The sequence below is a fragment of the Pseudomonas sp. B392_1p genome (assembly GCF_052245235.1).
GTDB classification, from domain to species: domain Bacteria; phylum Pseudomonadota; class Gammaproteobacteria; order Pseudomonadales; family Pseudomonadaceae; genus Serpens; species Serpens gallinarum.
In genome coordinates, this window is sequence record NZ_JBQPXM010000044.1 from 1 (window position 1) to 225 (window position 225).

A 225-nucleotide genomic window follows, 5' to 3' on the forward strand; every position below is an offset into this window, starting at 1 on the left:
CTTTCTGTGCACTCGGACGATGCGGACATTTTGGTCAAGCGCCTGGGGACCGGCGAGTTGGATCTGGCGATCGACTATTTGCACTTCGACGACGACGAATTGAGATACGAGCCATTACGTGAGGAAGAGCTCGTGGTTATTGCCAGTTCGAATCACCCCAAGATCGAGGGGCAATTGACCCTATCGCAATACCAGAACTCCTATCACGTCTCGGTTCATCCCCGT

1 protein-coding gene is annotated in these 225 nt (G+C 53.3%); it reads left to right on the forward strand.

What is annotated here, in order from left to right; genetic code table 11:
* The coding region (locus tag ACTV8E_RS20735) for a LysR substrate-binding domain-containing protein (RefSeq protein ID WP_443200703.1) at nt 1-225 on the forward strand (225 nt) is incomplete at both ends.